This window comes from Rhodoglobus sp., assembly GCF_053580035.1.
In genome coordinates this window covers 1,317,689-1,337,205 of sequence record NZ_JBMDVL010000001.1, presented here as the reverse complement: position 1 = coordinate 1,337,205, position 19,517 = coordinate 1,317,689, and the positions used below count along the sequence as shown (strand labels likewise).

At 60.5% G+C, this 19,517-nt stretch carries 22 protein-coding genes; 10 read left to right on the top strand and 12 right to left on the bottom strand.

Annotation, left to right across the window (positions count from 1 at the left end; translation table 11 throughout):
- Position 1 precedes the first annotated feature (1 nt).
- The gene (locus ACOH1Z_RS06600; protein WP_449647645.1) at positions 2-1,162 is read right to left on the bottom strand and encodes a M24 family metallopeptidase; all 1,161 of its coding nucleotides are present in this window, start codon (positions 1,160-1,162) and stop codon (positions 2-4) included.
- 254 nt (positions 1,163-1,416) lie between these two features.
- Between ACOH1Z_RS06600 and ACOH1Z_RS06595 the strand changes: the two genes are divergently transcribed.
- Positions 1,417-3,027: a peptide ABC transporter substrate-binding protein gene (locus ACOH1Z_RS06595; protein ID WP_449647644.1), complete on the top strand. Its 1,611-nt coding sequence runs from the start codon at positions 1,417-1,419 to the stop codon at positions 3,025-3,027.
- A gap of 162 nt (positions 3,028-3,189) precedes the next feature.
- Positions 3,190-4,173, top strand: coding sequence for an oxidoreductase (locus tag ACOH1Z_RS06590; RefSeq protein WP_449647643.1), 984 nt, complete (start codon positions 3,190-3,192; stop codon positions 4,171-4,173).
- Positions 4,174-4,204: 31 nt separating this feature from the next.
- On the opposite strand, the gene ACOH1Z_RS06585 is transcribed toward ACOH1Z_RS06590, so the two are convergent.
- The 5 genes from ACOH1Z_RS06585 to ACOH1Z_RS06565 all read right to left on the bottom strand — a co-directional run bounded on the left by ACOH1Z_RS06585 (position 4,205) and on the right by ACOH1Z_RS06565 (position 7,482).
- Positions 4,205-4,666 (bottom strand): Clp protease N-terminal domain-containing protein, encoded by a 462-nt coding sequence (locus tag ACOH1Z_RS06585; RefSeq protein WP_449647642.1) that lies wholly within the window; start codon positions 4,664-4,666, stop codon positions 4,205-4,207.
- On the bottom strand, positions 4,659-4,877 hold the full coding sequence (locus ACOH1Z_RS06580) for a helix-turn-helix domain-containing protein (RefSeq protein WP_449648209.1): 219 nt from the start codon (positions 4,875-4,877) through the stop codon (positions 4,659-4,661). The genes ACOH1Z_RS06585 and ACOH1Z_RS06580 overlap by 8 nt, the downstream gene beginning before the upstream one ends.
- Positions 4,878-4,969: 92 nt before the next feature.
- Positions 4,970-5,335 carry a GntR family transcriptional regulator gene (locus tag ACOH1Z_RS06575; RefSeq protein WP_449647641.1) on the bottom strand — a complete coding sequence of 122 codons (366 nt, stop codon included), beginning with the start codon at positions 5,333-5,335 and terminating at the stop codon, positions 4,970-4,972.
- Positions 5,332-6,258 (bottom strand): hypothetical protein, encoded by a 927-nt coding sequence (locus ACOH1Z_RS06570; protein WP_449647640.1) that lies wholly within the window; start codon positions 6,256-6,258, stop codon positions 5,332-5,334. Before ACOH1Z_RS06570 ends, ACOH1Z_RS06575 begins: the two co-directional genes overlap by 4 nt.
- 147 nt (positions 6,259-6,405) lie before the next feature.
- Positions 6,406-7,482: an alkene reductase gene (locus ACOH1Z_RS06565; protein WP_449647639.1), complete on the bottom strand. Its 1,077-nt coding sequence runs from the start codon at positions 7,480-7,482 to the stop codon at positions 6,406-6,408.
- A 365-nt stretch (positions 7,483-7,847) separates the two neighbouring features.
- Between ACOH1Z_RS06565 and ACOH1Z_RS06560 the strand changes: the two genes are divergently transcribed.
- Complete coding sequence (locus tag ACOH1Z_RS06560) at positions 7,848-8,819, top strand: GlxA family transcriptional regulator (protein ID WP_449647638.1); 972 nt, start codon at positions 7,848-7,850, stop codon at positions 8,817-8,819.
- An 84-nt stretch (positions 8,820-8,903) separates the two neighbouring features.
- Entirely contained in the window at positions 8,904-9,935 is a 1,032-nt protein-coding gene (locus ACOH1Z_RS06555) for a hypothetical protein (RefSeq protein WP_449647637.1), read from the top strand.
- Between the two features lie 24 nt (positions 9,936-9,959).
- On the opposite strand, the gene ACOH1Z_RS06550 is transcribed toward ACOH1Z_RS06555, so the two are convergent.
- On the bottom strand, positions 9,960-10,403 hold the full coding sequence (locus ACOH1Z_RS06550; protein ID WP_449647636.1) for a hypothetical protein: 444 nt from the start codon (positions 10,401-10,403) through the stop codon (positions 9,960-9,962).
- Positions 10,404-10,557: 154 nt separating this feature from the next.
- Here ACOH1Z_RS06550 and ACOH1Z_RS06545 point away from each other — a divergent pair, with 154 nt between their 5' ends.
- The gene (locus ACOH1Z_RS06545; protein ID WP_449647635.1) at positions 10,558-11,172 is read left to right on the top strand and encodes a DUF4166 domain-containing protein; all 615 of its coding nucleotides are present in this window, start codon (positions 10,558-10,560) and stop codon (positions 11,170-11,172) included.
- 89 nt (positions 11,173-11,261) lie between these two features.
- Here ACOH1Z_RS06545 and ACOH1Z_RS06540 read toward each other — a convergent pair whose 3' ends face one another.
- The 4 genes from ACOH1Z_RS06540 to purD all read right to left on the bottom strand — a co-directional run bounded on the left by ACOH1Z_RS06540 (position 11,262) and on the right by purD (position 14,734).
- Positions 11,262-11,396, bottom strand: a complete 135-nt coding sequence (locus ACOH1Z_RS06540) for a hypothetical protein (RefSeq protein ID WP_449647634.1) — start codon at positions 11,394-11,396, stop codon at positions 11,262-11,264.
- Between the two features lie 16 nt (positions 11,397-11,412).
- Entirely contained in the window at positions 11,413-12,432 is a 1,020-nt protein-coding gene (locus ACOH1Z_RS06535; protein ID WP_449647633.1) for an Abi family protein, read from the bottom strand.
- A 161-nt stretch (positions 12,433-12,593) separates the two neighbouring features.
- On the bottom strand, positions 12,594-13,487 hold the full coding sequence (locus ACOH1Z_RS06530; protein WP_449647632.1) for a phosphoribosylaminoimidazolesuccinocarboxamide synthase: 894 nt from the start codon (positions 13,485-13,487) through the stop codon (positions 12,594-12,596).
- A complete protein-coding gene (purD, locus tag ACOH1Z_RS06525; protein ID WP_449647631.1) occupies positions 13,484-14,734 on the bottom strand; it encodes a phosphoribosylamine--glycine ligase in 1,251 nt (416 codons plus the stop codon). Before purD ends, ACOH1Z_RS06530 begins: the two co-directional genes overlap by 4 nt.
- Positions 14,735-14,781: 47 nt before the next feature.
- On the opposite strand from purD, the gene ACOH1Z_RS06520 reads away from it, so the two are divergent.
- The 4 genes from ACOH1Z_RS06520 (at position 14,782) to ACOH1Z_RS06505 (ending at position 16,758) form a co-directional block, all read left to right on the top strand.
- On the top strand, positions 14,782-15,153 hold the full coding sequence (locus tag ACOH1Z_RS06520; protein ID WP_449647630.1) for a sterol carrier family protein: 372 nt from the start codon (positions 14,782-14,784) through the stop codon (positions 15,151-15,153).
- A complete protein-coding gene (locus tag ACOH1Z_RS06515) occupies positions 15,150-15,512 on the top strand; it encodes a hypothetical protein (protein WP_449647629.1) in 363 nt (120 codons plus the stop codon). Before ACOH1Z_RS06520 ends, ACOH1Z_RS06515 begins: the two co-directional genes overlap by 4 nt.
- A gap of 83 nt (positions 15,513-15,595) precedes the next feature.
- A complete protein-coding gene (locus tag ACOH1Z_RS06510) occupies positions 15,596-16,066 on the top strand; it encodes a hypothetical protein (RefSeq protein ID WP_449647628.1) in 471 nt (156 codons plus the stop codon).
- 203 nt (positions 16,067-16,269) lie between these two features.
- Entirely contained in the window at positions 16,270-16,758 is a 489-nt protein-coding gene (locus ACOH1Z_RS06505) for a hypothetical protein (RefSeq protein WP_449647627.1), read from the top strand.
- Between the two features lie 59 nt (positions 16,759-16,817).
- Here ACOH1Z_RS06505 and purF read toward each other — a convergent pair whose 3' ends face one another.
- The gene (gene purF, locus ACOH1Z_RS06500) at positions 16,818-18,275 is read right to left on the bottom strand and encodes an amidophosphoribosyltransferase (protein ID WP_449647626.1); all 1,458 of its coding nucleotides are present in this window, start codon (positions 18,273-18,275) and stop codon (positions 16,818-16,820) included.
- 133 nt (positions 18,276-18,408) lie between these two features.
- On the opposite strand from purF, the gene purM reads away from it, so the two are divergent.
- A complete protein-coding gene (gene purM / locus ACOH1Z_RS06495) occupies positions 18,409-19,515 on the top strand; it encodes a phosphoribosylformylglycinamidine cyclo-ligase (protein ID WP_449647625.1) in 1,107 nt (368 codons plus the stop codon).
- The last annotated feature ends 2 nt before the right edge of the window (positions 19,516-19,517 follow it).

Below are 19,517 nucleotides of genomic sequence, written 5' to 3'. Positions count from 1 at the left end.
TTTAGACTCCTCGCGAAATCGCGACGGGGGCGAGTTCGTAAGGGTAGTCGGTGATCAACTCGGCACCATCTTCGGTCACGAGAACGATGTCTTCGAGACGCACGCCGCCGAAACCCTGGCGGTAGCAGCCGGGCTCGATCGCGATGACGTCACCGGCAACGAGCACGGCGTCGTTCTGGCCGAGGCCGGGAGCTTCGTGAACTTCGAGGCCGATTCCGTGGCCGAGGCTGTGGAAGTAGCCCTCGGTGAGAACCTCACCGGGCTTCTTGGTGAGCTGCGTGGGGAAGCCAGCGTTGCTGATGGGCTCACACGAGATGCGGTGCAGTTCGGCGACCGGAAGGCCGGGGCGGATGGCTGCGAGCGTATTGTCGAATGCTTCCTTGACGATGCGCCAGTAGGTAGCGAGCTCGTCGTTGACTTCGCCCTTGACGAAGGTGCGCGTCATGTCTGAGTTTCCACCGGACTCGGTGTCGCGGGGGCAGATGTCGACCGTGACGGGCTCGCCCTCGAAGATCTGGCCCGAGCCAGCGTGATGGCCGATGCAGGTCTGCTCGCCGTGAGCCACGATGAGGCCGGCGTCTTCGCAGCCGTTGCGCAAGAAGGCGGCGCGGATGCCCGTCTTCAGGTCTTCGCAGGTGAGCGGCTTGCCGTCGATGAGCAATCCGCCATCGGCGCCGATCGTCGCGGCTTCCATCTGGGTAGCGACGTGGGCAACGCCTGCCTCGGCAGCGATCTGAGCGCGGCGCATGCCGGCCAGCTCGGCGGGTGACTTCACGCGGCGGCGCATTTCGAAGAGGTGGTTGTCGACGTTCAGTTCGATGCCAGCGGCACGGAGGTGATCGGCGACGCCGAGCGGGAAGGTGGACGGAACGCTGGCGCTCGTCGCGCCGGTGCGAACGCATGCCTCAACCAAACAGTTGAGCTCGGCGAGGTCGGGGCCCTGTCCAGCGGCGCGGAAGTCATCGAAACCGAGTTCTTCAAGCGGGAACACGGTCATGCTGTCGACGTCGCGCATCCGGGCCGCTTCGAGAGACTTGATGGCGGTGTACCGCTTTCCATCAACCTCAATGTAGAGGAATGGGTCGTGCACCTCGTGGGTGATTACGTGTCGCATGTCGGCGGACATCGTGCTCGAAAACATGAGGATTGGCGCGCTCGTCATCGTCTCTACTTCTTTCTGTGCTCAGTGTGGCTGAGTGCCTTTGTCGCGAATCTTTGCGGAATTTGTCTAAAAGTAATGGTAGGCCATGTGTCGGTTTTGTAAATTGTTTGTAAGGCAACTAGGTAATCTAACCTAACAACGAGATAACATTATTACACTTTACGTTAGGTCACAGTTTCAGGGCCCTAAAGTAATTCCAACGCCCGGAGCCGCTCACTGCCGGCACCGTAGGCGCTCACTGCACAGGAGGAAGCATGAAGACATCACGTTTCGGGCTGGGCGCTGTCGCGCTCGCCTCGGCGGTCTCGCTCACTCTCGCCGGCTGCGCTAGCAGCGATGGTGGAGACTCGGGCGACGTCAACCAGATCATCACCACCAACGGAAGCGAGCCGCTTGGTCCGCTGATCACCGTCGGCACCACCGAGACCGGTGGTGGAAAGATCCTGACGTCCATCTACGCGGGTCTGGTTTCGTATGAGGCAGACGGAAGCATCCGCAATGATGTTGCGAAGTCGATCGAATCGGAAGACGGCCAACACTGGACGGTCACGCTCAATGACGGGTGGACATTCACCAATGGTGAAGCAGTAACCGCGAACTCGTTCGTGGATGCGTGGACGTATGGCGCGACGTTCAGCAACGCGCAGGCATCGTCGTACTTCTTCGATGACATCGAGGGCTTCAGCTACGAAGCAGACTCGGAACTGACCGGACTCAGCGTCGTTGACGACCTGACGTTTGATGTCACTCTTGTTGCTCCTGAAGCTGACTGGCCGTTGCGTCTCGGCTATACGGCATTCATGCCGCTTCCGTCAGTCGCCTTTGATGACTTGGAAGCCTTCGGGGAGAACCCCATCGGCAACGGTCCGTACATGATGGACGGTGATGACGCGTGGCAGCACGACGAGCAGATCGCGCTCGTCACTAACCCCGACTACGAGGGTGTTCGTAAGCCGGCCAACGGTGGAGTCACGTTCAAGTTCTACACCTCACAGGATGCTGCCTATGCGGATGTGCTTGGTGGAAACCTTGATGTTCTCGATGCTGTCCCCGATAGTGCTTTCGGCATTTTCGAGGATGAGTTCGGTGACCGCGCTATCAACCAGCCGGCTGCCATCTTCCAGGCATTCAACATTCCTTACTACCTCGACCACTTCAGTGGCGAGGAAGGAAAGCTGCGTCGTGCGGCAATCTCGATGTCGATCAACCGTGACGAGATCACTGACGTGATCTTCCAGGGAACCCGCACACCGGCGACCGACTTCACTTCCCCGGTCATCGACGGCTACTCAAGCTCGCTTGAGGGTGCCGATGTACTGAGCTACAACCCTGACGAAGCGCAGAAGCTGTGGGCGGAAGCCGACGCAATCTCGCCGTTCGGCGACAGCACGTTCGACATCGCCTACAACGCAGACGGTGGCCACCAAGGATGGGTTGACGCTGTAGCTAACAGCATCAAGAACACCCTGGGTATTGAGGCGATTGGCAAGTCCTACCCCGACTTCAAGTCGTCGCTTGAAGATCGCGTCGCTGGCACCTTGACCGGTGCAACTCGCGCCGGATGGCAGGCGGACTACCCGTCGCTGTACAACTTCCTCGCACCGCTTTACCAGACCGGTGCTGGCTCCAACTATGAGGGCTACAGCAGCTCTGAGTTCGACGGCCTCCTCAAGGAGGGCGCTGCAGCTCAGACAGTTGATGACGCAACGGCGCTCTATCAGGACGCTCAGGAAGTTCTGTTGAAGGACCTGCCCAGCATCCCGCTGTGGTACTCCAACGCGACCGGTGTGTACGCAGAAACCGTTAGCAATGTGAAGTTCGGTTGGGACTCAGTCCCGCTGTATTACGAGGTCACCAAGGGCTAATAGCCTTCGCGTGAACTAGCACCAGGGATCGAGCCCGGGTCGACTTCGGTCGGCCCGGGCTTTCTCGCTTCCCGGACTCGTTTGGTGGTCGAGCGCATCGTTTTCTGGGAGTCCACCGCACGGCTTGACCTAGAGTGCACTCCAACTCTTAGAGTCCTAAGCATGATCTCCCTCGAAGAAATGACAGCCCGCCAACAGCCCCTCGAATCGAACTTCGGCTACCGCAGCACGGCATCCGAAGTGATCGCCGGATTCGACCTCGCCGGCAAGACCGCCGTTGTCACCGGTGGCTATTCAGGGCTTGGCTACGAGACCGTGAAGGCGCTCGCCGAAGCCGGTGTCTCCGTGATCGTTCCGGCCCGTCGCCCCGAGAAAGCCGCCGACGCGCTTGCCGGTATCGCCGGTGTTCAGATTGAGCCGATGGACCTTGGCGATCTTGATTCTGTTGCCGCCTTCACTGAACGGATGCGCGACGCTGGCACTGCCGTTGACCTGATGATCAACGCTGCCGGAGTCATGGCCACGCCAGAACAGCAGACCCCTCAGGGGTGGGAGATGCAGTTCGGAACCAACCTGCTCGGGCATTTTGCTCTCGTCGCTGGCCTCGAGCCGCTGCTTCAGGATGGTGCCCGTATCGTCTCGTACTCGTCGGTGGGTCACTGGCGTTCGCCCGTGCTCTTCGACGATGTGAACTTCGAGACCACCCCCTACGACCCTTGGGTTGCTTACGGTCAGTCAAAGTCAGCGGATGCCCTGCTCGCCGTTGCGCTGGACGCTCGTCTTGCCGGCCGCGGCATCCACGCGTTCTCGGTGCACCCCGGTGGCATCATGACTGAGCTGCAGCGGAATATGCCCCGCGAGGAGTTGCTAGCCCGCCAGTGGATCGATGAAGAGGGTAACCCCAACCCGATGTTCAAGACCCCGGCCCAAGGTGCATCAACCGGGCTCTGGGCGGCCACCGCTCTCGAGCTCGCCGACCGTGGTGGCGCGTACTGCGAAGACTGCTCCATCAAGGGCGTCGTTGCAGATGACCACGCCGACATGAGCGTCGGTGGGGCGAAAGGGTGGGCGATTGACCCTGCCGCGGCGGAACAACTGTGGGCGCTGTCGGTGAAGGCGACCGGCTTGGATCCGTTCAGCCGCTAGCACGCAACGTGAAGGCGTAGGCCTAGTCGAATTACCGAGCTTCGCTCAGGTTATCGCGCACTGCTTGTCGGTCAACGGAGAGTGCAGAAAAGAGTGCCGCGGCCGAATCGGGTTCTTCGCGGTCGAGGAGCGCGAGAAGCATGTGCCGCGAGGTGATCGTTCGCGCTTTTTCGGCGGCGGCGAATGCAAGAGTGTGCCGGAGCACGGTCTTAGCGCCGGCGGTCATCGGGATTCGTTGTGAGGATGCCGCTTCGGCAGCCGGCTGGAATGTGCCGAGCTCGACGCCGATCGAAAGTAAGGCGCTCCGGTCGAGGCGATCGGCTGCATCAGCGGCGGTTTCTGCGTCAACGCCAACTGCCTGAGCGAGATCCTTTTCGCGGAGAAGCGCGAGGAGGAGATGATCAGTGCCGATGCGTCGGTCGCCGCGGAGGGCGGCTTCACTCCGGGCATCCTCAACGCTGGTTCTCGCGGATTGCGCAAATTTCTCAAACATTGTTTCCCTGCTTTCCGTATTTCGTGTGGACGGATTGACGGGTTACGCCGAGAGCATCGCCGATCTGCTCCCAGGACCAGCCTTCACGCCTCGCCTGCGCAACATGCGTCGCCTCCACGCGTTCAGCGAGGCGGTGAAGCGCGCCGACTGCGCGTAGTCCGGTCGCGGCATCCGCGCTGCGGAGGTGATCGCCTAAGTTCCCTGATTCCATGTTGTCAGTTTCATTTGACATGGAACATTTGTCAAGTGAAACTGACAAATTCACGGCCTTGCGCCCGGCGCCCGCACGGTGACGAATGGGGCTTAGTCGCCTTTGCGCTGCGAGGCCCAGATAGCACGCAGTACTCGTGTGGTCTCTTCGAGGTCAACGCCGCCGCGAATGCTGGTGTCGGCAAGGATGCGGGCAGCTTCGACTACGGCGAGAGGGGTGGCCGCCGCCGTTGCGCTAACGCGGGTTCCACCTCCGGTGTGGGTGCGTAAGTGCCCCTCGGTTTCGAGAGCTTTGTAGGCTTTTGCGACGGTCCCTGGAGCAACGCCGAGATCTTTTGCGAGCTGACGAACTGAGGGGATCCGCTCGCCCGCTGCCAGAGTTCCGGCGGCTATGAGGCCTCGAATTTGGTCCCGAATTTGGTCGACGGCGGGGGATGACCCCGCCAGGCTAATCATCATGATCGAACCGTGGCGATGCTGGCGCGACGGCTGAAAAGCGCGGAAAGCAGCACGCCGAACCAGAATGCATAGCCGAGCGCGGAGATACCCAGGCCGAGCAGCAAGAGAGCTGGCTGTATAGCGGCAAAGGGGGTCGTCCAAGAGCCCCAGCCGCTATCGCCAATGGCTGCTCCTCCTCGCAGCGATGCTGTCGACGACAGCGACGTGAATATCGAACCGAGGTGGATCAGGAGTGCCCCGCTTGCGACCGCCAAGGTGTTTCGTGTTCTGAGCTGACGTATTCGCACATCATTGTCGTGGTCGATGGTGAGCGAAGGCCGGGCGATGAGCCAAAGAACGACGATCGTGACCGCAATGAGGGTGGTGAGCAGTATCAAGGCGGGAATCGAGTAATACCACCCGTAAATGGAAGTTCCGAATGAAATAGAGCTTCCGGCATCCACGGTGTAGTTCCGCCAATGGCCTTCTTCGTCTGGTTCGGATGCAATGCCCGCCAGCACAGAAATCGTGACGATCGCACCGACAATTGCGGTGAGGCCAGCGAACCACCTCCGCCGGCCGAAGCTGAACGGTGTTCGCCGCGTGAGGCTTGCGTGACCACGCGGGGCGTGAGCGCCGATAGGGATGGCGAGGAGTGCGACGGCGAGGGTTCCCACCGCGAGAGCCCACAGGATGCGCATCTCGAACACCCATGGCGGAAGTTGCTCCGACAGCGGAGGTCGGAGTACGGAAAATCCGATAGCCGCATTCAGGTAAAGGATGCAGGCCAGGGCCAGTGAAGCCGCTGTCGCCGTGACCGCAGCGGTGAGCCCGGTGGGTAGCTGGCTTTTGCGCCCCTGTGCCAGCCACCACACAACTGCCAGCGCCAGCCCGATGATTAAGGAGCGGAAACTGAACCAGATGAGAACGACGAAATCGGGCATTGAGGGGGCTCCATGAACAATAAATGTACTAGTGGTGAAGTACATTCAATGTAACACGCGGCTGGTACATTTGCGCGACTAGGTGTCATCCAGACTCCATTAACGTGATTCGCGGCCGGCCGCGCTGCCGGTCGCGCGGCCGCCGCGTTAGCTTGGCTCGAAGGTCGGGTAGTCGGTGTAGCCTTCGGGCCCTCCGCCGTAGAAAGTTGAAGCATCGGGGCTGTTCAGCGGTAGGTTTTCCTGCCAGCGATAGGCCAAGTCAGGGTTTGCGATAGCCGGACGGCCCACGACAACGCCCTCGGCGTGACCGTCGCGAACCAGGCTGAGGGCCTCATCACGAGTCGTCATCTGCGCGAAGCCACTGTTGAGCAGCACCGGTCCGCCGAAGCGGGCACGCAGCTCTTGAGCGAAAGAACCGGTGGGTTCGGCGTGCAACACGCTGAGGTAGGCAATGCCGAGCGGGGAGAGGGCGTCGACCAGGGCGCCGTAGGTTGCGAGCGCATCGGCGCTATCCGTTTCCAGTGCGTCTTGGATGTTGTGCTCAGGGGAAATGCGCAGGCCAACACGGCCGGCACCGATTGCATCCGCCACCGCCGTCACGACCTCGATCACGAAGCGAGCGCGATTCTCGGGGGAACCGCCGTACTGGTCGTCGCGCTGGTTGGAGGCGGGGGAGAGAAATTCGTGCAGAAGGTATCCGTTTGCGGAGTGAAGCTCCACGCCATCGAAGCCCGCCTCGATAGCGTTGCGTGAGGCTGTCACAAATTCGTCGACCACGCCTGCGAGTTCACTCTCGGTGAGTGCGTGCGGCACCGGGTAGGGCTGCTTGCCGTCGTAGGTGCGGGTTTGGCCGTTGATCGCGATCGCGCTGGGGCCGACCACGGTGTATCCGCCGTTGGTGCTCTCGTGGCTCACCCGCCCGGCGTGCATTACTTGCGCGACGATCTGGCCGCCTTCCGCGTGAACTCCGGCGGTAACGTGCTTCCACACCTCGAGCTGTTCGGGCGTGACCAGACCGGGCTGGCCGGGGAAACCCTGCCCGGCGTGGCTTGGGTAGGTGCCCTCGGACACAATCAGACCGAGCGAGGCTCGCTGGGCGTAGTGCTCGGCGACCATCGGGCCCGGAACGCCGGCTTTTCCTGATCGGGTGCGAGTGAGTGGCGCCATTACTAAGCGGTTGCTGAGGCGTAGCTCACCGAGGGTCGTGGGGGAAAACAAGTTCACAGCAGATCTCTTTCTGTTGGTCGTATCAAGTCCAACATCGGGAGGTGGGCACTATTCCTCCCTGAGAAAATGCGCGGTTCGGCGGGGGCAATCAGTGCGAGGGCGTGAAGGTGACCGAGTTGGATCAGTTCGCGCGCTAGGGCAGGCGTGTCCAGTCGGTAGGGATTCTGCGGTGACCTCCTTGAGGAAGTTCGCGGAGGGTTCCCACGATGGCGATAACGGAGACGGTGGCGATAATGATTGCACTGAACATGGCATAAACACTATGATCGAGTAAAACCTGCCAAAAGTGGCAGGTGTGCCACCTATCGAATGAATACTGCCAACTTTGAGAATGGTGGATTCAACGAAAAGTAGAGGACCTCATGGAACGCGTCGCGGTCATCGTGCAAGACGGATTCACCCCGTTTGAGTTCGGACTGGCCTGCGAAGCGTTCGGCCTTGACCGCACCGATGACGGCATCCAATCATTCGACTTTCGAGTGCTCACGCCCGAACCCGGTGCTATCCGCAGCAGCATCGGCTACACGATGAACGTCGAAGACGACCTCTCCTTCGCTGATGACGCCGACGTGATCGTGCTCACTCCCGTTCCGCGTGCCACGTGGGGCACGGTGGATGCCCGAATCTCCGCAGCGCTCGAACGGGCGGTCGCTCGCGGGGCCTGGGTGCTGGCCATCTGTAGCGGCTCGTTCACCCTGGCGGCATCCGGATTGCTCGATGGGCGCCGTGCAACGACGCACTGGATGTACGCGCAGACCTTTGCTGACATGTACCCCAAGATCGACGTCGACCCCGACGTGCTTTATGTGCAGGATGACCGCATCATCACGAGCGCGGGAACGGCAGCGGGGATCGACGCCTGCTTGCACCTCTTTCGGCAAGAGCTCGGGGCGGAAATCACGAATCGCATCGCACGCCGCATGGTGATCGCTCCGCAGCGCGACGGTGGCCAAGCGCAGTTCATCGACAAGCCGTTGCCGGTTGTTCAATCCGAATCATTCGCCGCTGTGACCGAATGGATGCTGCAGAACCTGCGCGATGAGCTTCCCGTCGAGGAGCTCGCGCGTCGGGCCCAGATGTCTCCTCGCACCTTCGCGCGGCGTTTCAAAACGGATCTCGGCACCACGCCCGCGGCCTGGCTTGGGCGGCAGCGACTGCTCCACGCGCAACGGCTTCTCGAAGAGACGTCACTCGGGCTTGAGCAAGTGGCGTGGGAGAGCGGGTTCGGTTCTGCGGCTGTTTTGCGTCAGAACTTCGCGCGCAAACTGGGGATGACTCCCAGCGCCTATCGCAGTCGCTTCAGCTGCGCAATGGACGCGAAAGCTTCGGCCTGAGGGCGATTAGGAGCCTAAAGCTGTGTCGAATATTTCTCACTGATACTCTTCCCTCTTGCGGCCCACGTTCATAGACTGGCCGCTGTGGACGACAACACGAGCGAGATTCCTGCCGAGCAGACCGACACAGTGACGAATGCTGCGGAGGTAGAGCATCCCGCGGAGCTGGCAGGCGAGGCATCCGCTCATCGTTCTGTGACCGTGTGGATGAGCGCCCTCCTCGGTGTGGGCGCGGCTGTGGTTGGGCTGCTGCCGTGGCTACTTCAGGGACTGCGATTGCCGTTGCAAAACCTGTGGGCGGTCGAGGTTGCGCCTGATGAAATGCCGCTCGTGCTGCTGCCATTTAGCCAATATGCGTTGACCACAGAGATCGGGCTGATGGTGGTTGGAGCTGCGGTCGCGGGGCTTCTCGCACGCCTGTTGCGATCCCGGATGCCGCGGCGCGGAGTTCTGGTGATGTTCCTTTCGCTCATCGTGGTGCAACTGGGCGCGATCGTTCAGGCCTACGTTGTCGTACAGGGCGGGCTTCAAGAGCGGCGCGAGGCGACGTTCTATCTTGCGGCTGTCACTGGCGTTGCCGTGCTTGCGATGCTGGTGGGAATTGCGGTGTTTTGGTTGATCGCCCGCGCTCCTCGCGCGGGCGCACTGATCGGCTACGCGATGGCCGCAGTTGCGTTGGCGCCGTGGTTGGGGGAGATCCTGCATCCGCTCACCAACCAGCAGTATGGGGCGATTGACGATTTCCGGCGCTGGGCGGCCAGCGTGCTGCGTTGGGTACCAGCGATACTGGTCGGGCTTGCGGTGGGATGGTGTGGCATCCGCTCGGTGGGGCGTGTAATTGCGGTGCTGGTGAGCTTCGGGTTGCTCTGGATCGTGCCGGCCGTGGCGACAGCGATCAGCTATGCCGCCGGGAGCCGGGTGTACGCGCATGATCTTCGGGAGATGGCCAGCGCCGGATTTGAAGTGTTTCGCCAAGCGGCGACGCTGCCAGAAATTGTGGTGCCGCCGCTAGCGGTCGCGGTCGTCGTTGCTGTGCTGGTTGGCGTGGTGCTGCACGTGTTTCACCGCCGCAGTAGTCGCCCGGCGGCAACTCTTTCCTCAGGCCAATTTTCCTAGGGTCGACGCCGTGGATGCTTGGCGCTAACGATCAGGGAACTCGCCCTCATAATCGTTCCAGGTCCCGGCCACGGCCTGCATCGCCCACAGCTGGTGCTCGACCGAGGCATCCTTGCCCTCAAAATCCATCACGATGAAGTTGATGACAAAGCCATCCTCGAGAGTGGCTCCGTATTCTTCAGCACCCTGTCGAGTGTCAAACCGAAAGTAGTCAGCCTCCGCGGTGCTGTACGCCTCCACGCAGTCGAGCCCGGAGCCGCAGGCCGTGTCCGTAATCTCGGCAACGTCAGTCGTGACATCAGGAGCATCGTATTGGGAGTCCATTACGTCGCCAAGGGTGAGGACGCTCTGGGGATCGAAGATCGCGCATCCGGAGAGCGATAGTGCGGCGACTGCGATGGTGATCGCACGCCAAGGAATCGGCGGTCGATTATTGCCCCGACTAGTCACATCCGTCGAATTGACCATAGGGCGAGAGTAGAGCATTAATCACTCAAGCGGCGTTGCCTTGTCGATCGTTGGCGAGGTGCCCGTTGACCGGGGTTTTCCCCAGAGCCTGAAAACTTGGTGCTCGGCCCCCAGTCTGAGGCTCGAGGGTGTGTGTCCATGTAATGATGAGCGGGTGGTCGAACCCCAGCCGTCAACAGGCGCAATCGTGAACGAGTCGGTCTACCGGCGCGTGCTCGGCGCTGAACTCGACCTGCTGGCCCCCGAGCTTCGCCCCTACTTCGACGGCGGGCAACGAGTCGGCGTTGGCAGCGGAGTCTTCGACGTGGCGGGGTCGCCGCTGCGCATCCTGAAACCGGTGCTGGCGTTTATGGCGTGGCAGCGCATCCTCTTCCCGGAGTACGCGCGCAACGTACCCTTCGATGTCGTCAACACCCCGACCGCGGATGGTGGTCTCGGCGCGGTGCGCACCTTCCACTTTCCGGGCCGCGATCGTCCGCTGCAGGACATGATGCGCGTTGTCGACGGTCACCTGCACGACTTCTTGGGGCGACGCGGTGGCTACGAAGTGCGCATGACACTCACCGTCACCGATGGCCGCATGCAGTTGCGCTCCGATCGCCAGTGGCTGCATCTGGCTGGCCTCCGCCTCCGCATTCCCGCGCTTGCCACCGTTACGGTCGACGAATCGTGGGCAGACGGACAGCAGCATGTGGATGTTCGGCTCCACACCCCGCTGTTGGGCGACTGGTTCCGCTACGCCGGGCTCTTCACCTACGGCTACAACTAGAGTCCCCGAGGTTGGGGGAATGGTCCGTTCACAACTCGTAATTCCGGGGGCACTATGGAGTGCACTAGTACGTTGACCCATCTCACAGGCTACGGCTGTCCTGTGCCTCGCGACCGTTCAGCAGTACGACGACTAAGGATCGCGCCGCCAATCAGCACAAAGCCTTCGATCCACGTTGCCCGGTTCATGATCCCCCGATCAGCGAGTCGGAGCAGCCGACCCATAGCTGAAGATTACTTCCTAATTGAGCGGCATGAGTGGCTCACCTTCAGGCTCCCAAAGTGACAGCGCAAACCAAGCTTCTGGGAATCCCATCGACTCAACCCCGAGCTGGTTCTCTGTTGGAAACGAATCGATCAAATTTACAAGGCGTTCGGCCCATCCGCTATTGGCATCCACGGTGCGCAGGAGATACGTCATGACTGCCAAGGCGTTGTAGATGCCGAAAGTCTGCTTGGCTGAATCTTGGTCTTTCATGTGCCCGAGCAACGGCACTTGAACGCGACTCGGGCGAGCGGGTGCCGCGACGAGTTTGCGATTGAAGAGCCGAGCATGGTGCGCCGACAGGTTGCGCACGTAGTTGAGGCTCGAAATCCAGCTGTGCATCATTTTCTTAGTTGGGACTTTGTAGTAGTCGGCTATCTCGGTGGCGATCGAATTGTTGAGGCCGTTGTATAGACGATTGACTTGCCCCAACTCGAGAATCTCCGTGAGCGCCCAGGTGGGCATTGTGTCGTTGTAGTTTTCACGGAAATGCGCCACGAACGCTTCGCGGGAGTCCGCGCGACGCTCGTCGACTTTTTCTAACCATTCTTGGTGCGGACTGAGCAAGGGCGCTCCCGCTGCCTGGTCAACCTTTGGTTCAGTGAATGAGCTTACGAAACAGGTGGGATCTAGATGGGCGAATGCGGAGTTGCGCCCGAGCGTATAAGCGAGACGGGTTCTCAGGGAGATTTCGATCCGTTCGATGCCGTCAAGCACCAGCATGCGAAGCTCGCGATCAAAGTTAATCAACTCAGCGGCGTACTCGAGTGTCGTGCCGGTCCGGTATTCGTTGAGAACGCGCACTCGTGGACGGCCGTGTTCATCCACGTAACTCTCGGATTCGCGAAGCGGATACAGATAGCCCGTGACGCGGTAATAGCCCACCGCGCTGAGCAACTGATACCCCGCCTGCCGATCCAGAATAGTGACACCATGAGACTCGAGTTTGTCGAGCTGACCGTCGATCGAGAGCCACTTCTTTGTGTATTTAGCCACGAGCTTCCCTAGTTAAAGAAAATCAGCCCGAGCCGAAAGGCGAGCGGGCTGATCGTGATAGACAAAACTTACCACGGACGGTAAACAGCTGGTAGGCGTTGTGGAAAACCTGTGAGGAGAGTCATTAAGGGCAGTGTCTTACATCTGCCGCGCTGAGTCGACTACGCCGTAAGCCGCTCAATCAGCTCGCGATACCGCGCAGCGGTCTGCTCCACGATGTCGGTGGGCAGCTCGGGCGGAACGCCCTGCTTGTCCCAGTGGGCGGAAAGCCAGTTGCGCACGATCTGCTTGTCAAAGCTCGCCAGACGACCAGGTCCTCCGGCGGCGTAGAGTTCGGCATCCCAGTAGCGACTTGAGTCGCTCGTCAGAACTTCGTCGGCCAGCACGAGAGCACCGGTCTCCGGGTCGGCCCCGAATTCGAACTTGGTGTCAGCGAGAATCACCCCACGCGTCTCAGCGATAGCTGAAGCCCGCGCAAAAATGTCGAGCGAAGCATCCCGAAGCGCAGTCGCAACCTCCGAACCCACGAGTTCAATGGTGCGCTCAAAGCTGATGTTCTCGTCGTGCTCACCCATCGGCGCTTTCCACGCCGGAGTGTAAATCGGTTCGGGCAAGCGGTCGCCATCGCTCAAACCAGCAGGCAGCGCAATGCCGCACACGCTTTGTGATTCCTGATACTCCAACCAGCCACTGCCCGACAGGTAGCCGCGAACGACACACTCCACCGGATACATCTCGAGCCGCTTCACAATCATCGACCGGTCAGCCAGTTCAGCGGGAGCCTCCACAGCAGCAGCATCCGCCAAATGGTTCGGCATATCAGCCAACTGCTCGAACCACCACTTGCTCAGTTGCGTCAGCAAAGCGCCCTTGCTCGGGATGCCCGGCTCCAGCACATGGTCAAACGCACTGACCCGATCACTGGCAACCATGAGCACAAGCTGTGGCTCGTCGGACCGCACATACAGGTCGCGGACTTTGCCGGAATACTTGAGCGTCCAGGCGCTCTCGGCAGCAGCATCCGCCCCAGCCGCATCGTTCACAGCGTCACTCACTTCGCGACGCGCAAAGCGATATCGCTGCGGAAGTGTGAGCCCTCGAGGTGAATGTGTCCGAGAGCTTCGTAGGCACGTTCGCGGGCGACGGCGAAGGTCTCGCCGGTCGCGACAACGCTGAGCACGCGTCCGCCGGTGGCGACAAACTCGTCACCCTTTTTGGCGGTCGCAGCGTGGGCGATGGTGATTCCGGGAACGGCGAGTGCGGCATCCAACCCGGTAATCGGGCGACCGATCTTGGGGTTCTCGGGGTAGCCCTCGCTCGCGAGCACAACCGTCACAGTAACGTCGTCGCTGAAGACGGGCGCTGCGTGGTCGGCAAGGCCGCCAGTTGCTGCGGCGTAAAGCAGCGAGCTGAGCGGGGTGACCAAACGGGGCAGAACAACCTGCGTCTCGGGGTCACCGAAGCGAGCGTTGAACTCAATAACGCGGATGCCGTCCTTGGTGACAATGAGGCCGCAGTAGAGCAGCCCGATGAAGGGTGTTTGCTCCTCAGCGAGCTGACGGATCGTGGGCAGTGCAATGGTGTCAATCACTTCATCAACGAAGCCCTCGGGGAGCCAGTTGAGCGGGGAATACGCGCCCATGCCGCCCGTATTTGGTCCGTCGTCGCCGTCATAGGCGCGCTTGTAATCCTGCGCGGGAGACAGCGGAACAACGCTGTGGCCATCGCTCAATAAGAAGAGGGAAACCTCTTCGCCAGCGAGATACTCCTCAACGAGCACGCTGCCATAGGTGAGCCAATGCTTGGCATGATCGACGGCCGCATTGCGCTCGCCGGTAACGAGAACGCCCTTGCCGGCAGCGAGGCCGTCAGCCTTCACGACATAAGGAGCACCGAATTCGTCGAGAGCCTCAATGGCTTCATCGATCGAGCCGGCGCGGTGGGCGCGGCCGGTAGGGACATTGGCGGCATCCATGATGCGCTTCGCAAAAGTCTTGCTGCCTTCAAGGGCTGCGGCAGCCTTGCCCGGGCCGAACACGGCAATGCCTCGGCGGCGAAGATCATCAGCGACGCCCTCAACGAGAGGAGCCTCTGGCCCGATGATGACGAGTTCGATGTCATTGTCGAGGGCGTATTCGGTAACAACGCTTCCCCGAGTGGGGTCAAGCGCGACAGTTTCAACAACAGACGCAATGCCGGCATTACCGGGCGCAGCCGTGATTTCGTGCGTCTCCTCCTCACTGAGAAGTGACGTCACAATGGCGTGCTCGCGGGCACCGGATCCAAGAACAAGAATTCGCACAAGCACAGCCTAACCAAGCGTTCAGTGTTCCTTGCTAGCGTTTAGGTATGGCACAGCTGAAGATTGCCGCAATTGCTGGCGAAGCAAGCATCCGAATGGTCAAAGACGGTAGAGCAGATCGCGATGCGACCGCCACCGCAGTGAGATATCTCCTGCAAGTTCTCGGGCGCGATGCCGAGGGCAACTCCGTCGAGGTGCGGGTTCCCCCATACGGCGCGGTTCAAGCGATCGAAGGCCCCAACCACACGCGTGGCACCCCGCCCAACGTGGTCGAAATGAATGCCGAAACCTGGATTGCCCTAGCCACGGGAACACGAGAGTGGGCCGAAGCCCTCGACTCCGGCGATATCAGTGCCTCGGGGTCGCGTGCCGACCTCAGCGAATACCTCCCAGTTGTGTGGGAGAGAATAGTGCCGTGAGTATTACGCCAGAACACGAGCCCGCGGCATCCGAACCGCAGCAGCCTGTGATCAAGACCACGGTTGAATCAACGGGTGTGAGCATCCGCCGCGCGCCCAAGTACGGCGCGTTCATGATCGTCGGCGGCGGACTCGGTGCCGTAGCCACGTTCATTCTCACGATGGCGTTCCCTGTTGATCCTTCGGTCGGATTCGGGGCGCTCTTTGGCTACTTCAGTCTCTTTGGTATTCCTGCCGGTGTCGCAGTCGGTGCTCTCGTTGCGCTGATCGCCGACCGTTCATCGCGCCGTCGCGCCAAGTCGGGAACAGCCGAGCACGAGATCTCAGAACCAGAAGCATACGAGGGCACGCTCGAATAACGGCGATTAGCCGGTTCTCGCTAAGTCGAAGATTTCTTAGCGAAGAGGATTAATGTTCTGCTTCAACTGGCATACTCCACTTTATGAAGCGCACGACGTTTGCTGCGGTGGGGAAGCGCGCGGTGGCCGCAGGAACGATTTTGCTCGTTGCCGGCTCGCTCAGCGGTTGCTATTTGTTCGACCCGAATGGGAAGCAAGATCGTCTGGACAATCTCGAGGGTGCTGTGGCTGATTTTGAGGCAGCGACCGTTGGTGATGTTATTTGTGAAGGGGCTGGCGGCGAACCAACTCCGAAGAATGGGTACACACATTACTTCGTCTTTGTGGGAGCCGATATTCCCGCAGCGGTCGGCGCCCGACTCGAAATGCTGGAGTACACCGGGTTCACTCGGCCAGATTCGCTGAGCTACACACGGTCCGACGGAATTGCGGCCGTTGGGTATGTGATGGACGACAGCGATGAAGCCGGCCGAATTGAAGTGTGGCTGGCCGAAGACGGTTGCGAGTTCCCGAGTACCGATGCGATGTGGGTGGAGTTTCAAGAGTCGCCCTAGGCGGAAGGCGCTCACCGGCAGGTGATTCGGACGAAGGCGCCGCTGCTTTCGAGCGAAACCGATGCAGTTAGTCTGGCTGCTTATGCACGAGCCATTCGAGGTTGTCGGGCGTGATATCACCCGCGACGCACCAGTCGTTACTAAGTCGAGGATCTTTTTAAAAACGGGCTCAATTCGGTATTTCGGCTGCGATACTTTTCTGCATGACACAGGCGAGTATGAAGATGATGGGGAAGCGCGCGGTGGCCGCAGGAACGATACTTCTCGTCTCCATTTCGCTCAGTGGCTGCTATTTGTTCGACCAGAGTTGGAGGCAAGATCGTCTGGACAATCTCGACGGTGCTGTGGCTGATTTTGAGGCAGCGACCGTTGGCGAAGTTATTTGCGAAGGAGCGGGCGGTGAGCCCACACCAAGGAACGGTTACACCCACTACTTCGTCTTCGTAGGAGCTGATGCTCTGGCTGAAGTAGGCACACGACTCGAACTGCTGGAGTACACCGGATCCACTCGGCCGGATTCTCTCAGCTACAGACGCGCGGGCGGAATCGGAGTCACCGGGCATGTCATGGACGACAGCGACGAAGCTGGCCGAATAGAAGTGTGGCTGGCAGAAGACGACTGCGACTTCCCGAGCTCCGGTGCGACGTGGGTTCAGCTTCAAGAGGCGCCCACGGAAACCGAGCCCGACTAACGTGCCGTTCGATTCGTCACGGCCAACGCTCTCCTACAGCGGTTTGTGCCGCAGCCTAACTAGCTCAGCTGGCTTTTCTCGAGCCAGTCGAGGTACTCGGGCGTGATGTTGCCGGAGATGTACTCACCGGTGAAGCAGCTCATTTCGAGCGCCGTCACGTCGGAGCCTTCGATGATCGCAGCCTGCATGTCGGCTACCTCTTGGTAGATGAGGGCGTCGGCGCCGAGTTCCATCGCGATTTCGGGAATCTTGCGGCCGTGACCGATGAGCTCGGCGCGGCTGGGCATGTTGATGCCATAGACGTGTGGGAAGCGCACGGGCGGTGCTGCTGACGTGAAAGTGACCTTGTTGGCGCCAGCTTCGCGAGCCATCTGAACGATCTCCTTGGAGGTCGTTCCGCGCACGATGGAGTCATCCACAATGAGGATGTTTTTGCCCTTGAACTCGCTGCTCATTGCGTTGAGCTTCTGCTTGACGCTCTTTTTGCGTTCGGCCTGGCCGGGCATGATGAAGGTGCGGCCAACGTAGCGGTTCTTGTAGAAACCTTCGCGGTATTCAACACCGAGCTTCTGCGCCACCTGCATGGCAGCCGGCCGTGAGGAGTCAGGAATCGGCATGACAACGTCGATGTCGCCCATCGGCGTGTACTTGGCAATAGTGTCGGCGAGCTTGTTGCCCAAACGCAGTCGAGCTTCATAAACGGAGATGCCGTTCATGATCGAGTCGGGGCGAGCAAGGTAAACGTATTCGAACGAGCACGGAATCAGCACCGGAGCTTTGGCGCACTGCTTGGAGAACATTTCGCCATCGGGCGTGATGAAGATTGCTTCACCAGGGGCAACATCCCGCACCAGTTCGTAGCCAGCACTCTCGAGTACGAGAGATTCGGATGCCACGATCCATTCGTTTCCGACAAGTCCGGTCTGGCGGCGACCCAAAACGAGCGGGCGGATGCCGTACGGGTCACGGAACGCGAGCAAGCCGTGACCAGCGATCAGGGCGATCGCGGCATAGGAGCCCTCGACGCGGTCGTGCACGCGGGAGATAGCGGTGAAGACCTGCTCGGGATCGAGGTCGTTGCCCGAAACCTGCTCTTGAAGTTCATTAGCCAACACGTTGACGAGCAGTTCAGTGTCACTCGTGGTGTTGAGGTGGCGGCGGTCAATGCGGAATAGTTCGTCAGTGAGCTGCTGCGTATTGGTGAGGTTGCCGTTGTGAACAAGGATGATGCCGTAGGGCGCGTTCACGTAGAACGGCTGGGCTTCATTCTCGTTAAAGGCATTGCCTTTGGTGGCGTAGCGCACGTGACCGAGGCCGGAGGTTCCGACAAGGTTGCGCATGTCGCGAGTGCGGTAGGCCTCACGAACTTGGCCGTTGGCTTTCTGCAAGTGCAGGGTGCTGCCGTCGGCAGTGGCTATCCCTGTGGAGTCTTGGCCGCGGTGTTGCAATAGCAACAGTGCGTCATAGACCTGCTGGTTGACGGGCTGAGAAGAGACGATACCGACAATGCCGCACATGCTTTCGCGTGGCTCCCTGAGGTCGAAGAGACCGTACCCGGTGTGAGTACGGTCTAGTTTCTCACACCCTAGAGAGACTGCTTTCAGCTGGGCGGGCGGGCGGGCGGGTGCGAGCTGCCGGTACGCTTGAGCCGTGACCGAGAACTCTTCCTCCAGTTATGCCGCAGCCGGTGTTGATACCGCCGCTGGTGACCGTGCCGTCGAACTCATGAAGGCGGCCGTCAGTGCCACTCATGGGCCCAATGTGGTCGGAGGATTCGGCGGATTCGCTGGTCTCTATGACGTTGCGTTCCTCAAGGATTACAAGCACCCCCTGATGGCGACATCAACGGATGGCGTTGGCACGAAGGTCGCAATCGCTCAGGCGATCGATAAGCACGACACCATCGGTCAGGACCTCGTGGGCATGGTCGTTGACGACATCATTGTTGTTGGTGCGAAGCCTCTTTTCATGACCGACTACATTGCGTGCGGCAAAGTTGTACCGTCTCGTATCGCCGACATCGTTGCCGGTATTGCGCGTGGATGCTCGGCTACCGGCACTGCGCTGGTGGGCGGCGAAACAGCAGAACACCCCGGCCTTCTTGGTCCAGACGACTACGACGTTGCCGGTGCTGCCACTGGCGTTGTTGAAGCGGATGCCCAGCTGGGCCCGCACCTTGTTGCGGATGGCGATGTCGTGATCGCGATGGAATCATCCGGCATCCACTCCAACGGTTTCTCTCTCGTGCGCCACATTTTGGCCAACAACAAGATCAGCTACACCGACCGTCTTGACGAGCTCGGTGGAGTCGTGGGTGAAGTGCTCCTCGAGCCCACCCGCCTCTACACAATGCCGCTGCTTAACCTGCTCGATGCGCAGCCGGGTGCCGTGCACTCGCTCAGTCATGTCACCGGTGGCGGAATCGCCGCCAACCTTGCTCGCGTGCTTCCTGTCGGTTCGTGGGTCGAAGTTGAACGTTCGACCTGGTCGCCGCCCGCCGTTTTCCGGGTGCTCTCTGACCTGGCTGGATCCAGCCTCGAGAGTGCTGAAGGAACCTGGAACCTCGGCATCGGCATGATCGCGATTGTGGCTGCAGACGCCGCCGACGCAACGATCGCCGCCCTGACCGCCGACGGCATCCCCTCGTGGGAAGTTGGTCGTGTTTCGATGGCCGCCCATGATCTTTCGGGCTTCGAACAGGGCGCCAAGGGTGTCAACGGTGGCGCTGTGCGACTGAGCGGAAGCTTCGCCCGCTAGCC

What these genes read in the sequence shown, in the direction of transcription:
- ACOH1Z_RS06600 (WP_449647645.1), bottom strand. Translation starts at nt 1,162, where the DNA reads ATGACGAGCGCGCCAATCCTCATGTTTTCGAGCACGATGTCCGCCGAC.
- ACOH1Z_RS06595 (WP_449647644.1), top strand. Translation starts at nt 1,417, where the DNA reads ATGAAGACATCACGTTTCGGGCTGGGCGCTGTCGCGCTCGCCTCGGCG.
- ACOH1Z_RS06590 (WP_449647643.1), top strand. Translation starts at nt 3,190, where the DNA reads ATGATCTCCCTCGAAGAAATGACAGCCCGCCAACAGCCCCTCGAATCG.
- ACOH1Z_RS06585 (WP_449647642.1), bottom strand. Translation starts at nt 4,666, where the DNA reads ATGTTTGAGAAATTTGCGCAATCCGCGAGAACCAGCGTTGAGGATGCC.
- ACOH1Z_RS06580 (WP_449648209.1), bottom strand. Translation starts at nt 4,877, where the DNA reads ATGGAATCAGGGAACTTAGGCGATCACCTCCGCAGCGCGGATGCCGCG.
- ACOH1Z_RS06575 (WP_449647641.1), bottom strand. Translation starts at nt 5,335, where the DNA reads ATGATGATTAGCCTGGCGGGGTCATCCCCCGCCGTCGACCAAATTCGG.
- ACOH1Z_RS06570 (WP_449647640.1), bottom strand. Translation starts at nt 6,258, where the DNA reads ATGCCCGATTTCGTCGTTCTCATCTGGTTCAGTTTCCGCTCCTTAATC.
- ACOH1Z_RS06560 (WP_449647638.1), top strand. Translation starts at nt 7,848, where the DNA reads ATGGAACGCGTCGCGGTCATCGTGCAAGACGGATTCACCCCGTTTGAG.
- ACOH1Z_RS06550 (WP_449647636.1), bottom strand. Translation starts at nt 10,403, where the DNA reads ATGGTCAATTCGACGGATGTGACTAGTCGGGGCAATAATCGACCGCCG.
- ACOH1Z_RS06540 (WP_449647634.1), bottom strand. Translation starts at nt 11,396, where the DNA reads ATGGGTCGGCTGCTCCGACTCGCTGATCGGGGGATCATGAACCGGGCA.
- ACOH1Z_RS06520 (WP_449647630.1), top strand. Translation starts at nt 14,782, where the DNA reads ATGGCACAGCTGAAGATTGCCGCAATTGCTGGCGAAGCAAGCATCCGA.
- ACOH1Z_RS06510 (WP_449647628.1), top strand. Translation starts at nt 15,596, where the DNA reads ATGAAGCGCACGACGTTTGCTGCGGTGGGGAAGCGCGCGGTGGCCGCA.
- ACOH1Z_RS06505 (WP_449647627.1), top strand. Translation starts at nt 16,270, where the DNA reads ATGACACAGGCGAGTATGAAGATGATGGGGAAGCGCGCGGTGGCCGCA.
- purF (WP_449647626.1), bottom strand. Translation starts at nt 18,275, where the DNA reads ATGTGCGGCATTGTCGGTATCGTCTCTTCTCAGCCCGTCAACCAGCAG.